The organism is Saccharopolyspora sp. NPDC050389, from assembly GCF_040655595.1.
Lineage (GTDB): Bacteria > Actinomycetota > Actinomycetes > Mycobacteriales > Pseudonocardiaceae > Saccharopolyspora.
Map to the genome: position 1 here is coordinate 127,048 of NZ_JBFAKG010000004.1, position 12,894 is coordinate 139,941.

9 protein-coding genes and 1 pseudogene are annotated in these 12,894 nt (G+C 71.4%); 6 read left to right on the top strand and 4 right to left on the bottom strand.

Features of this window, described 5'->3' with window-relative positions:
- Window positions 1-100 precede the first annotated feature (100 nt).
- On the top strand, window positions 101-1,237 hold the full coding sequence (locus tag AB0I53_RS03955) for a sensor histidine kinase (protein ID WP_358596003.1): 1,137 nt from the start codon (window positions 101-103) through the stop codon (window positions 1,235-1,237).
- Window positions 1,230-1,886 (top strand): response regulator transcription factor, encoded by a 657-nt coding sequence (locus AB0I53_RS03960; protein ID WP_358596005.1) that lies wholly within the window; start codon window positions 1,230-1,232, stop codon window positions 1,884-1,886. Before AB0I53_RS03955 ends, AB0I53_RS03960 begins: the two co-directional genes overlap by 8 nt.
- Here the strand turns inward: AB0I53_RS03960 and AB0I53_RS03965 are convergent.
- From AB0I53_RS03965 to AB0I53_RS03980, 4 genes and pseudogenes are all read right to left on the bottom strand, one after another.
- Window positions 1,856-3,085 (bottom strand): MFS transporter, encoded by a 1,230-nt coding sequence (locus tag AB0I53_RS03965; protein WP_358596008.1) that lies wholly within the window; start codon window positions 3,083-3,085, stop codon window positions 1,856-1,858. The genes AB0I53_RS03960 and AB0I53_RS03965 overlap by 31 nt on opposite strands.
- 202 nt (window positions 3,086-3,287) lie before the next feature.
- A pseudogene (locus AB0I53_RS03970) lies at window positions 3,288-4,873 on the bottom strand (alpha/beta hydrolase).
- Window positions 4,870-5,184 (bottom strand): hypothetical protein, encoded by a 315-nt coding sequence (locus tag AB0I53_RS03975; protein WP_358596011.1) that lies wholly within the window; start codon window positions 5,182-5,184, stop codon window positions 4,870-4,872. The pseudogene AB0I53_RS03970 and the gene AB0I53_RS03975 overlap by 4 nt, the downstream one beginning before the upstream one ends.
- 102 nt (window positions 5,185-5,286) lie before the next feature.
- Window positions 5,287-6,306, bottom strand: a complete 1,020-nt coding sequence (locus tag AB0I53_RS03980; RefSeq protein WP_358596014.1) for a DNA-binding response regulator — start codon at window positions 6,304-6,306, stop codon at window positions 5,287-5,289.
- A gap of 219 nt (window positions 6,307-6,525) precedes the next feature.
- Between AB0I53_RS03980 and AB0I53_RS03985 the strand changes: the two genes are divergently transcribed.
- The 4 genes from AB0I53_RS03985 (at window position 6,526) to AB0I53_RS04000 (ending at window position 12,870) form a co-directional block, all read left to right on the top strand.
- Window positions 6,526-7,140, top strand: a complete 615-nt coding sequence (locus tag AB0I53_RS03985; RefSeq protein ID WP_358596017.1) for a TetR/AcrR family transcriptional regulator — start codon at window positions 6,526-6,528, stop codon at window positions 7,138-7,140.
- A 26-nt stretch (window positions 7,141-7,166) separates the two neighbouring features.
- On the top strand, window positions 7,167-7,622 hold the full coding sequence (locus AB0I53_RS03990; RefSeq protein ID WP_358596020.1) for a PaaI family thioesterase: 456 nt from the start codon (window positions 7,167-7,169) through the stop codon (window positions 7,620-7,622).
- A gap of 581 nt (window positions 7,623-8,203) precedes the next feature.
- Window positions 8,204-10,078, top strand: a complete 1,875-nt coding sequence (locus AB0I53_RS03995) for an HSP90 family protein (protein ID WP_358596023.1) — start codon at window positions 8,204-8,206, stop codon at window positions 10,076-10,078.
- A complete protein-coding gene (locus AB0I53_RS04000; RefSeq protein WP_358596026.1) occupies window positions 10,075-12,870 on the top strand; it encodes a hypothetical protein in 2,796 nt (931 codons plus the stop codon). The genes AB0I53_RS03995 and AB0I53_RS04000 overlap by 4 nt, the downstream gene beginning before the upstream one ends.
- Window positions 12,871-12,894 lie beyond the last annotated feature (24 nt).

A 12,894-nucleotide genomic window follows, 5' to 3' on the forward strand; every position in this document is an offset into this window, starting at 1 on the left:
GTCGGCGCGGATCGTCGTGTCCACATCGGACCAGAGTCCGAATTCCGGTATCGGACCGTGGTCCGATGTGGGGGCGTTCTCCTGCGGATATGGTCGTCGCGTGATCACTCCCGGAACCGTCGGAACGCGGCGGCTGGTGGCGCTCGACGCCGTGGTGGCGGCTGCGCTCGTGCTGGTGGCGGCGTTCCGCGCTCCTGGCGCCGCGCTCTTCGAATGGGCCCTGGCCCTCGTGCTGTGCGCGCCGCTGGTGCTGCGCAGGCGCTGGCCGCGAGCAGTGCTCGGTGTCGTGGTCCTGGCAGGCATGAGCGCGATCATCACCGGAAGCGCGAGCGATGTCGTGGTTCTGGCGATCGCCTTCGCGCTCTACCCGGTCGGGCTGTCCAGCCCGGCGCTCCACTCGTGGCTGGCCCTGGCAGGTGCGCTGGCCGGGATCGCGATCGCCGGCCTGGCAGTGGTCTTGGTTCCGGGCCTGCCGCTCGTCGCGGTGCCGGAGAACACCGAGTCCTTCGCGACAACGCCGATGCCCGTGTTCGGCTACAGCGCGGTCGTCTTGGCGGGCTCGTGGGCTCTCGCGCGGACGGTACGAGCGCGCCGTGGTCAAGCCGCCCAGCTCGCCGAGCTTCGCGCCCGGCAGGCGGCGGTCGAGGAGAGGTTGCGCATCGCCAGGGACGTGCACGACGTCGTCGGGCACAACCTCAGCCTGATCGCGATGAAAGCAGCGGTCGCCAACCACCTGGTGGACAGCCACCCGGAAGAAGGCCGGGCCGCGCTCGCGACCATCGAGTGGGTCAGCCGCAGCGCGCTGGCCGACGTCCGCGCCGTCCTCGGCGCGCTGCGCGACTCTGCCGACGCATCGCCGGATTCCGGATTCGACGGCTTGGTCGAGAACGTCAGGTCTGCCGGTGTCGCGGTCGAGTTCGACGAGTCCGGCCTGGCGGAAGTGCCGATGGCGGTGCGGGCGTCGGCGTACCGCATCGCGCAGGAAGCGCTCACGAACGTGCTCCGCCACGCCCGGGCGACCAGCTGCCGGCTCGGCCTCACCGCCGCCGCCGGTGTCCTGACCGTGTCCGTCGTCGACGACGGGAAGCCTCCCGAACGGCCGGGACCGCCCGGCCAGGGCCTGCTGGGGATGCGCGAACGAGTCGCGTTGCACGGCGGGACGATCGGCATCGGCCCCGAGCCCGGCGGCGGGTTCGCGGTCCGCGCCCGGCTGCCGTTCGAGGTGGCCGATGAGTGAGCGGCTGCGAGTGCTCCTGGCAGACGACGAAGCGCTCTTCCGGAGCACCCTCCGCCTGCTGATCGATGCCACCCCGGGGATGACCGTGGTGGGCGAGGCGGCCACCGGCTCCGCCGCCGTGGAACTCGCATCGGAGCGGGCGGCCGACGTCGTCGTGATGGACGTCCGGATGCCCGAGCTCGACGGCATCGCCGCCACCGCGCGGATCACCGCGCTGCCACGGGCCCCGAAAGTGCTCGTCCTCACCACGTTCGACCTGGATGACTACGTGTACCGGGCGCTGCACGCCGGCGCCGGCGGCTTCCTGCTCAAGGACATCCGGCCCAACCAACTGCTCGACGCGATCCGGGTGATCGCCACCGGTGAAGCGCTGCTCGCCCCGAGCGTTACCCGGCGGCTGATCGCCGAGTTCACCCGCGGGCCGCAGACCCGGCCCCGCCGCGAGCTCAGCGGGGTCACGCAGCGGGAGATGGAGGTGCTGGCGCTTATCACGCGCGGGTTGTCCAACACCGAGATCGAGCTGCACCTGCACCTCAGCCGCAGCACGGTCAAGACCCACATCGGGCGGTTGATGACCAAGCTGGCCGCGCGGGACCGGGCCCAGCTGGTGATCGCCGGCTACGAGTCCGGCCTGGCCGATCGGCCGTGAGCGGAACTCGGCAGCAGCCGGGGAACGGCCAGCAGGGCCGATGCCGCCGCGGTGGCGGCGGCCAGCACGAACGCGGCCGGGACGGATGCCACGTCGAGCAGGGTCCCGGCCAGCGCCGAACCGATCGCGTTGCCGACCCCGAACGAGGTGATCATCCAGGCGTGCGCCTCGGTCAGCGTCCCGTCCGGCGCCATCCGGGCGATGAGCGCGAACGCCGACGCCAGCACGGCGGGCAGCGCGCATCCGCTGACGAAGGCCAGCGGGAACATCAGCACGATGCCGGGTGTGAGAACCAGCGGCAGGTAACCCGCGGCAAGCAACGCCAGCAGCACGAGCAGCCGGCGGTCTTCGCGGTGCGCCGCGCGCACGGCGGTGTACCCGATCCCGCACACCAGCGCTCCCGCCGCGTTCAGCGCGATCAGCCAGCCCGCGAACGCCGGACTTCCTTCCGTCTCGGCGTATCCGGTGATGCCGACGGTGAAAACGCCGATCGTGGCTCCCACGCAGACCAGCACGGCGAAGAGCCTGAGCACGCCCGCACTGCGCAGCGGGCCCGCCCAGTGGCGTTCCACCCGCGCACCGCGCCACGCCCGGGCCGGGCGGGCGGTCGCGAACCACGTGGCACCGGAAAAGCCCAGAACTGCGGCGAAAACCAGACCTGCGGTGGGGCCCGCGACGGCGATCGCGCCGAGCACGACCAGCGGGCCGGTCACGAAGATCAGCTCCTGCGTCGCCGCATCCAGGGAGAACGCGGCGCGGACGTTCCGCTCGCCGGGCACCACGTGCTCCCACAGCACCCGCAGGCACGGTTCGAGCTGCGGTGTCACCGCGCCGGCGACGACGGCCGCGACCGCGCCGATCACCGGGCTGCGCACCGGATTCGCGAAGGCCAGCACCAGAAGCGCGGCGGCCGACACCGACGCGCTCGTCAACAGCGCGGGTGCCTGGCGCGTCCGGTCGATCAGCCGGCCCATCACCGGCCCGCACACCGCGGCGCTCGCCGCGTAGAGCGCGATCAGGAAGCCCGCCAAGCGGTAGTCGCCGCCGCCGTCGCGAACGGTGAGCAGGATCGCCAGCGGCGCCATGCCGGTCGGCAGCCGACCGATCAGCGACGCCGACAGCAGGCGCGGAACATGACGAGAACGCAGCACCGCGCCAACCGGAGTCCGCCCGCTGCTCAACGTCTGATCGGCGTTCACAGCGCACCACCGACCGGAATCCCGGGCACGCCGCACGACGAACCCTCGACCGCCACGCCGCTGGAATCCGGCCCGCTGCTCGCCGGCAGAGGTGCTCGCTTCAGCGACGCCCACCGACTGCATCGGGTTCCCTGCTCGTCCGCTGGACGAGCAGGTCCGGGCGAAGGAGGTGGAATACGGTCACCGCGCTCGGCCAGGTAGCTCATTCGACCACGTCGTCCTGTTCTCCAGTCACGATCTTCTTGATGTTCTCGTAGCTCGTCGTGCCCGCGTCGAGATAGTCCGAGTGTCCATTGGTCGGCTGGTTCTTGCCTTGGGCGTCGGTGGACAGTTCCGTCGCGCCGTCGAGCTCCCCGGTGCGGAAGAGGCTTCCCATGGCTTCGACGATGTCGTTGTTGAAGTCGGACTTGCCCTGCAGGGAGACGGTCGCGTCCGCGCTGAAGGTGTAGACCGAGCCGGCGGGCACCTTGAGCTCCGACACGTGGTCGACGACGTGCCCGGGGCCGCCGAACAGGACGGTGTCGTCCACACCGGTCCCCTCGTTCTTCAGTGCCGCCTCCGTGGTCACGGCCCCGTAGGAGTGGCCGAGCGCGGTCAGGTGCGGGTCGGGTCCCGGGAGGCGTTGATGCCCTGGAAGAAGCGGGCGAGGTCGGTGGCGCCGCCTTCGGCCTGGCCGTTGCCGAGCGCCTCCGGCATGTTCGGCGAGTCGTATCCGATCCAGGTCACGCCGGCCACCGACTTGCCTTCGTCGTGCAGCCTGGTCATCTCGCCCTGCTTCAGCTCCAGGGTGTCGCCGCCGACCGTCGAGTTCATCCCGGGGATCTGCACCGCGACGTGGTCGGCCGTGTCAACGTTGCCCGTGGCCACGGCCGCCTTCGGCCACTCCTCCAACATGTCCAGCAGCAGGAGCTGCCGGTTGCCCTGCGCGAGCTGCTTGTCGATCGCGTTGATCGCCGCCATCTTCTTCTCCGCGTCGGTGTAGACCCACGGCGTGGAGAGCTCATCAGTGAGGGTGCCGTCGAGTTCCTTCTGCACCGAGGCGCGGAGTGCTTTGAGCCTGGCCCGGTTCGCCTGGTCGCGGAACGCGGCGGGCACTCCGTCGAGGTTCCCGATCCAGGCCGGGTGGTTCTTGAGCACGGCCTTCTTGTCCGCCTCCGACAGCGATTCCCACCACGCGGCGTTCGCGCCGGGCTTGCCGTTGGGCGGCGGCGTGATCGGCAGGTCGCCCACCTTCTCCCCGGTTCGCGCGGCCTGCTGCAGGGTTCCGGCGGCACGCAACTTGTCGCCGCAGGCGGTGCGGAGCACTTTCGCGAGCTGGGTGTCGATGGCGGCGCCGCGCCGCACCAGCTCCCGGACCCGCTCGACCAGTTCGAGCTGCACGGCTCGCCGCTCGGCCTTGACCGCGTCGAGCTCGCCGGGCGCCACGTCCGTCGGTGGGGCGGTGTCGTTGACCGCTCCGCTGTCGGCGATGGTGAAGCCGTTGGTCTTCGCCAGGTTCTCCGTTTCCACCAGGGATTTCCGCAGCGCCTCGACCGAGTCGGCGGCGTCGGTCGCCGCCATCCGGACGGCGGCGACTTCCGCGGTCAGCTGCCGCGCCGATGCCGCGATCCTGGCGTGGGCGGGAGCCGCCGCGCCTGCGGCCGCGCCCTGCCAGCTCGCCGGGGGCTTGCAGCCGGTCACCTCGTCATCGAGCGCGATCAACGCGTTTCGGTGCTTGAGCAGGGTTCGCACCGCCTCGTCCAGCGCGCCGGGCTCCCATTTCCGGATGGTGCCGATCGTGATGCTCATCGAAGACCTCCGAAGGCCGACAGCCGGATCGCGGCGAACGTCTCGGTGACGCTGCTGTCGTCATCCAGGTATTGGGCGGCGCAGGCGTCCAGGTTCTGCCCGTAGTCGCCGGTGGCCCGCGCCCACTGCTCGATCTCGGCATCCCAGTCCCCTGCCAGCGCCACGGCGGCCGAGGAGGCGGCTGCGCCGGGCAATGCACGCGCGATCTGCTCCGCGCCTGTTCGCAACGCGACTCCCCGCACCTGCTCCGCAGCGCAGCTCGCCTGCCCCGCTGCCTTCCGCAGTTCGTCTGGGCGAATCTTGAACGACATCGCCGGCACCTCCGTCACATCCGTGGTGGTTGTGCAGGTGGGACGGCGGCGCCGGGGTTGGCGGATCCGTCCGCGTGCGGCCATGTCCGCCGTCGGACAGGCTCACAGCCGGTCGAGTTCGGAACCGTCGAGCCAGCCGAGCTTGGCCGCGCGGAAGGCGAGCTGGATGCGGCTGGTCACCCCGGCGACTTCGTAGAGGTCCGCGATCATCCGGCGAACGGTGCGGGTCGAAACGCTGAACCGGCGCGCGACCGCCTCGTCCTTGCTGCCGTTGACCACCATCACCAGCAGCTGGTGCTGCGCCGCCGTCAGCGGCCCGCCGGCGCGACCGGGTTCGGTCTCGCCGAGCGGGGTGGCCGCACGCCAGCAACGGCCGAACAGGTCGCCGGCCGCGGCCACCGCGCCGGGAGTGCGCACCAGCATGCTTCCCCGGTCGTGGTCGGCGACGTCGAGGGCGGTCACCACGTAATCCTGGTCGACGACGATCGTCCAGACCGGGAGCGTCGGGCTCATCCGGATCTCCACGCCGGCCTGCTGCATCCGCCGGGCGCCCTCGACCAGCGGGGTGAGGTAGTTGATGCTGTCCAGCATGATCACCCGCAGCCGGACGCCGCGTTCGGCCAGCGACACCGCCAGCTGCACCACCGGGCTGTAGTCGGTCGGATCCGGCACTCCAGGAGCCGGGCCGGACGCCGCCAGCACCAGCACGTCGTCACGCGCGGTCGCCGCGATGCGCTCCAGGCAGCTGAACGCCGCAGCGGGCCCTCGGTTGAGCTCGACCTCTGGCGATCCGGCGGCGACCCCGTGGGACTGCAGCGCCGACAGTTCCTCCACCGTCGCCGAAGCCAGCTCGATGCGTTGCGATTCGGCCCGCAGCGCCACCCGGGCGCGAGCGAGCAGCGGCGCGAAGGCGATGGTCGGGTGAACCGGCCGGATCGCGCCGGTCCCGTTGTCGTACTCCTCCACCAGCCCGCTCGCTTGGAGCCCGGCAAGCGCGTCGGCCACTTCGCCGGGCGCCAGGCCCAGCCGGGAGCCGACATCACCGGGCTCGCAAGCGGTCTCGGTCAGCAGCAGCCGGTAGATCCGTTCCCCCGGCTCGCTGATCCCCAGGCCCTGCAGCATAAGAGTCCCCAGCCGTCGACCTGCCCCAGAACAAGATCGAGATCATACCTGCCGGCCTCGAACACGCCTCGCGGCGCCGCGGGAAGAGGCTGGCGCCACCCGCTTTCCATGTACTATGTCATCTATCATAAATTACCGAACGGAAGTTTCATCGACGCGTGGGAGGCGCTGCGGCATGGTCGACCGCTCATCCACCGCGGCCGCCGGGACGGTGGCCGCGTGAGCCCGCGCAAGAGCGACAGCCGCGAGCGGATGCTCACCAGCACCGAGGCGCTGTTGCGGGAGCACGGGGCGACCGCCACGACCATCGACCGGGTTCTCGCGCACAGCGGCGCCCCTCGCGGCTCGGTCTACCACCACTTCCCCGGCGGGCGGACGCAGCTGATCGACGAGGCGGTGACGCTCGCCGGTGAATCCATCACCGGCCTGATCGAGACCGCCGCGCAGGCCGACGATCCCGTGGTGGTGATCGACGCCTTCTTCGCGCTGTGGCGCGACCGGATCGTGGCCAGCGACTTCCGGGCCGGCTGCCCGATCGTGGCGGTGGCCGTGGAGACCAACGACGACGCCCCGCAGCTCGCGCGCTCGGCGGCCGCGGTTTTCGCGCGCTGGCAGGAGGCGCTGGTCGACTTGTTCCGCCGGCACGGCCTGCCCGAAGAACGCGGAAAGCGGCTGGCCGCGTTCGTCATCGCCGCGGCCGAAGGCGCGATGGTCATGTGCAAGGCCGAGAAGAGCGCCGCGCCGATGGAGGCCGCCGCAGGAGAGATCCACGAACTGCTGGTTCGCACCCTGCAGGAGCCCGCGGATCGCCGCCGGAACCGAGAGACGACCTGATCATCAGCAACAGCAAGGAGCTTCCCGTGTCCACCGCAGAACTCGCCGCCATGTCCGGCCTCGAACTGATGCGTTGGGTGCAGTCCGAGCGCACCGACGACATCCCCTCCATCGGCCGGCTGCTCGGCATGCGTTTCGACGAGGTGGAGCACGGCCGGATCGTCATCTCGCTGGAAACCCGCCCGGACTTCGCCAACCCGCTGGGCATCGTGCACGGCGGCATCGCGGCGACGCTGCTCGATTCGGCGATGGCCTGCGCGGTGCACACCACCCTCCCGACCGGCGTCGGCTACACCACCCTCGAACTCAAGGTGAACTACATCCGCGCCGCGCAAACCGACGGCCGCACCCTCACCGCCGAAGGCAACGTCATCCACGCCGGCCGCAGCACGGCGACGGCCGAAGGAAAAGTGCTTGACGACCAAGGGAAACTGATCGCACACGCCACTACGACCTGCCTGATCCTCCAGCCCGCTGGCTGAGCCGCACGCCCGGTTTCCGGGGATCTCGCGAGTCCGCTGTGGATTCTATGGCCATTCCCTTTACAGAAAATGAACTCGTCATGCCCGATTTCGTCGTCCCAGCAGTACGATCCTGACGAACCGCGACTCGCCGCCGCAGCAGTCCGAAGAGAACTCCGCGAAGTCCGCTGCGGCGAGCGGCTTCCGCGTGCCTTGACCTACTCGATCTGATTCGATTCGGCCGCAATTCTTCGTTGCGGGCGCCTTCAGCGTTCTTCACAGGCCACGAGTACTGCTGTGGGTATTTGTGCCTACACCGCAAGGATTCCGGGCGGCCGAATGGCCCAGATCACGACACGCGGGCTCGACCGAGCGTCGGAATTGTCGGTGGCAGGTGGTATATCTAAATCACGTGAGGCCGCCGGGGATGCGAAGCGGCCAACGCATCGGCTTTCCTCCCTCCAAAGGAGAATCGGCCGCGGTCAGGGCCGCCGGGCGGTTCCGCATCGCCGCGCCCTGATCGCATCCGCCCGCACGATCCCGACCCGCCACCACGCGCCCGAACCCGCGCCACCAGGCGCACCGCGAAAGGAAGTTCCGCCATGTCCACCACCGCACCCGAGCCCGGGAACCCGGCGGAGAACACACCCGCGCGCCCGTTCCAGGTGGACCTGCGCGGCGTGGTGGACCTGCTCAGCCGGCACATCTACTCCAGTCCCCAGGTGTTCCTGCGGGAGCTGCTGCAGAACGGTCGCGACGCGATCGAGACCCGCCGACGGCTGGACCCGGCGGCCCCCGAAGGGCTGATGCGGATCACGCCCGCCGCCGCGGGCCGGCCGGACTTCACCTTCACCGACAACGGAGTCGGGCTGACCGCGGCCGAGGCCACCGACCTGCTCGCCACCGTGGGCCGCTCCTCGAAGCGCGACGAGGTGCTGAACCTGCGCCGGGAGGACTACCTGGGCCAGTTCGGCATCGGCCTGCTCTCCTGCTTCATGGTGTCCGACCACATCACGGTTCTCAGCCGGTCCGCGCGCGGCGGCCGCGCCATCGAGTGGGTCGGGCGCGCCGAGGGCACCTTCCACGTGCGCGAGCTGCCCGAGGACCAGACCGACGCGCTGCCGATCGGCACCACGGTTCGCCTGACCCCGCGCCCGGACGAGGCCGAGATGCTCTCCGCCACCCAGGTGCGCGCCCTGGCCACCCGGTTCGGCCAGTACCTGCCGCACCCGGTGGAGGTCGCCGCCCCGGACGGCACTCGGGACACCATCACCCGCGCGCCGGTGTTCCTGGACCCGCACGCCCACCCCGAGCAGGTGCTCGAACTCGGCGCCGAGATCGTCGGCGCGAAACCGCTGGCCGCGTTCCCGGTCGAGGCGCCGGGCACCGGCACCCGGGGCGTGGCGTTCGTGCTCCCGTACGCGCCGCCGCCCGGTAGGAACCAGGCGAACCGCGTGTACCTGGGCCGGATGCTGCTGAGCGAGCGGGTGGACGACCTGCTGCCCGGCTGGGGTTTCTTCGTGCGGTGCGTGCTGGACACGACCGACCTGAAGCCGACGGCGTCCCGGGAATCGTTCGTGGGCGGGGAGGATCTGGAGCACACCCGCACCGAGCTGGGCGCCCAGCTGCGCCGGTGGCTGCTCGGCGCGGCCCGCACCGACCCGCACCTGTTCGGCCAGGTGATGAGCGTGCACCAGCAGGGCATGAAGGCGCTGGCCGTGCACGACACCGACCTGGCCCGGATCCTGTTCTCCTGGCTCACGGTCGAGACCAGCGCGGGGACCATGAAGGTCACCGACTACACCGCCCTGACGCCCCGGGTGCGCTACACCGAGACCGTCGACGAGTTCCGCCAGATCGCGGCCGTGATCCCGGCGGACGCGCCCATCGTGAACGCCGGGTACGCCTTCGACTCCGACCTGCTGCGGCAGCTGGTGGACCTCACCCCGGGCCTGACGCTGGAGCGGGTCAACGTCACCGCCGAGCTGGACAACCTCAACCCGCCGCCGCTGGCGGACCGGGAATCCGTTGTCGCGCTGGAGAATCGTGCCACCGCGGTGCTCGCGGACTCCGGCGCGGAGGCGGCGGTGCGCATGTTCACGCCCACGGACCTGCCCGCGCTGTACGTGGCGGATCCGGAGGTGCTGCGGCACATCGAGCGTTCCAAGGCCACCGACGTCGCCCCCACGCTGTGGGCCGGTCTGGTCTCCGACGCGGACGCGTTCATGGCCAAGCACGCGGCGGTGCGGGGCGCGGACGCGAAGGCCCGGCTGTGCCTGAACTGGTCCAACCCGCTGGTGCGGCAGCTCGCGAACGTCCGCGACGAGGCGGTGTTCTCCCGCTCGGTGCGGCTGGTCTACCTGCAGGCGATGCTCGCCGGCCACCGCCCGCTGTCCGCTCGTGATCGCCGTCTGCTCACGACGACGATGACCGATCTCGTCCACCTTTCCATCGGATTCGAAAGCGACCTGGCATGAGCGACGCCACCAAGACCATCACCGATCTGCTCGAAGAGGCCGACCAGACCCCGTACGGCCCGCAGGAGCGCGCACTGCTCGACCAGGCCATCGCTGTGTCCGAGGAGGCCGGGCACGAGGAACTCGGCTACGCGGCGCGGATGCGCCTGGTGACCTCGGCGAAGATGACCGGCGACACCGACGGCATGCTCGCCGCTTTCGCCTGGTGCCTGGGCAAGTTCGACTCGGACCCGGTCCGCTTCCCCTCGGAGCTCACCGGCGCCGCCGATTCCTGGGACCTGCTCTGGTACTTCAAGTGGATGGCCTCCACGGTGACGGGCAGCCTGCAGTTCTCCTCGGCTCAGCTGGAGGCCGTGCTCGCCGACATGGACCGCCGCTACACCGAAGCCGGCGTCGGCCGCACCGGCGTGGTGCAGTCGCTGTTCTCCTCGTCCGTGGAGACGGGGCGGCTGGAGGACGCCGAGCGGTTCCGCCTGGAGCTGGAGGCCCTGCCCAGGGACGAATACTCGCACTGCGAAGCTTGCGCGCGCAGCGAGTTCGCGGACTACCAGCAGACCATCGGCGACAACGCGGCTGCCGTGGCGCTGTTCGACGAGATCCAGGAGCAGCAGCTCAGCTGCGGCGAGGAGCCGGAGGGCAACGAGGCCGATTCGCTGCTGCCGCTGCTGAGGCTGGGACGCGGCGAGGACGCCGCCGCCGCGCACATGCGCGGCTACCGGGCCACGCGCGGCAACCCGGACAACATCGCGATGATCGCCCGGCACTGGGTCTTCTGCGCGGTCACGGGCAACGAGGCACGCGGATTGGCTCTGCTGGAGCGGCACATCCGCGACCAGATGGTGGACCCGATGAACGACCGGCAGAAGTTCGCCGGGTCGTGCGCCGCGGCCGTGCTGCTGGACGCGGTCACCCGGGCCGGCCAGGGTTCGACGCCGGTGCGGCACTCCGACGACCCGGTGCTGGCGCCGCTGCTGGGCGACCACGCCGGCCCCTGGACGGCGGCGGACCTGGCCGCGACGTTCTGGGCGGCGGCCGACCGGCTGGCGGCGGCGTTCGACGCCCGCAACGGCAACGACTTCCACACCCGGCAGGTGGCCCGGTCCCGGGCGCTCGCCGACGAGCGCTACGACGTGCCGCTGGAGTCGAGCACCTACACGCCGGTCGTGGCGGCCGAGGTCACCACGACCGAGCCGACCACGGCCGAGGACTGGCTGCGGCAGGCCGGTGAGCGCGCCGCGACGGGAGACCACGACGAGGTCATGGACGCCGTCGAGCGCGCTCTCGCCGCAGGTGGGCGGGCGGTCGCCGCCGACGCCTACCGCGTCGCGGTGCAGGCCCTGATCGCGAGGGATCAGCACGAGCAGGCCGCCAACGCGCTCGCCGACCGCGGGAAGGCGCTGCGCGAGCTCGGCCGGGACGACTACGCCGACGTCGAGGACCAGATCGGCCTCGCCCTGTACGGCACCGCGACCGCGGCCGACCTGCCCGCGTTCGACGCCGCGATCGAGGACGCCCGCGCCCGCGCCGGCCGGGACGTGCTGGCCGACCTGCTCGCGACCCGGGCGGACGTGCTCGGCACCGAGGAGCGGGTCGACGAAGCACTGCGCGACGCGCAGGAAGCGGCGGCCCTGCTCGTGCCGGTGGCGGAGCCGACCATCGCAGAGCGGCAGCTGCGCAACCACGCCGTGCTGCACCGCACGTTCCTGCTGATGATGTCGCAGCGGTTCGAGGAGGCCGCGGGTTCCATCGACGACCTGCTCCGGGACGCCGGGATCGGCAGGCCGACCCGCCAGGTCGGGCTGCGGATGAAGGCACAGGCGCTGGCCACCCAGGGCCGGCTCGACGAGGCCCTGCAGGCGGCCGAGGAGGCGCTGTCCCTGCAGGTGGCCATCGGCGGCGCCCGGCTGGTGCTCAACGCCGCCGGCCTGAGCGCGCAACTGCTTTCGGACCTGGGCCGCGACGCCGAGGCCGCGGCCCGCATGCGGTTCGCGCTGCGGCAGGCCGAGTCCGCCGGGATCACCGGCGTCTTCGCCGAGAAGTTCCGGCTCGGCCAGTACCTGACCTGGTCGGACCAGGCCGACGAGGCGATCGAGGTGATCGACGAGGTCTACCGCGGCGAGTCCGAGTCCGGGGCGCCGCCGGTCGCGCTCGGCGAGACCATGCTGGGCCTGGGCGTCGCGGCCCTGCGCGGCGAACAACCGGGCGTCGCCTACGGCGCGTTCCAGCGGGGACTCGAGCACGCCGTCGAGGCCGAGCACCTGCCGCTGCAGGTGGGCCTGGCGACGCAGCTGGCGCGGATGCTGGTGCAGTTCCGGGACGACGAGGCCATCGAGGTGATCGACGCCGTGCTGGAGCGGGCGCGCGCCGCCGAGGACGGCCAGTCGGCGCTGCGGATGCTCAACGAGCGCGGGCTGGCCAAGGCCAACCTGGGCGACGAGTCGGCCATCGCGGACTTCGACGCGGTGATCGCCGAGGCGCACGCCGCGGGTGAGGCGTGGCTCGCGGCCGACGCTACCGACTCCAAGGCGCGCGAGCTGGCGGGCGCAGAGCGCCACGACGAGGCGATCCAGTGCGCCCTGGCGGCAGCGGACGGGTACGCCGCGAACGGCGACCCGAACTCGGGCGCGAACAGCGAGTTCCTCGCCGCGCAGATCCTGCGCGGCCAGGGTCGCGCGGACGAGGCGCTCGCCTGCTACACCTCGGCCATCGAGCGGGCCGAGGCGCCCGCCCTGGTCGAGCGCCTGACCGAACAGCGGGCGGAATACCTCGCGGAACTGGGCCGGAGCGAGTGATCCACCGGTGCCGGAGCGGGCGGC